The following is a 449-nucleotide window of genomic DNA, read 5'->3' as shown; positions in this document are numbered from 1 at the left end:
CGCTCCTCGTCGTGCTGTCCTTCGTCTTCTACGGCTGGTGGGACGTGCGCTTCGTGCCGCTGCTCGGGGCCTCGATCCTCGGCAACTGGCTCGTGGCCCGCGCCTACCTCCGCGGGCACCAGTCCTGGCTGATCCCGGCGGCGATCGTCGCCAACCTCGCCGCGCTGGCGCTGTTCAAGTATCTCGACTTCTTTGCCGATCTCGCGAGCCTGCTGCCGGGCGTGGTTCTCGCGAAGCCGGGCTGGGTGCTGCCCCTCGGCATCTCCTTCTTCACCTTCCACCACGTCATGTAACTGACGGACCTGAGGGCCGGGCGCGCGCCGGGCTACGGGCTCACCCGCTACGCCCTCTACATCGCCTTCTTCCCGCAGGTTCTCGCCGGCCCGCTCGTGCGGTGGAGCGAGATCATGCACCAGTTCGAGGAGCGGCCCTACGCGCGGCCCGACGCC

General features: G+C 69.0%; 1 pseudogene. It reads left to right on the top strand.

Features of this window, described 5'->3' with window-relative positions:
• A pseudogene (locus RAD15_RS43835) lies at positions 1-449 on the top strand (MBOAT family O-acyltransferase); the annotation flags it as partial.

The sequence above is a fragment of the Bradyrhizobium sp. 14AA genome (assembly GCF_054185205.1).
This window is presented reverse-complemented; position numbering and strand designations above follow the sequence as displayed.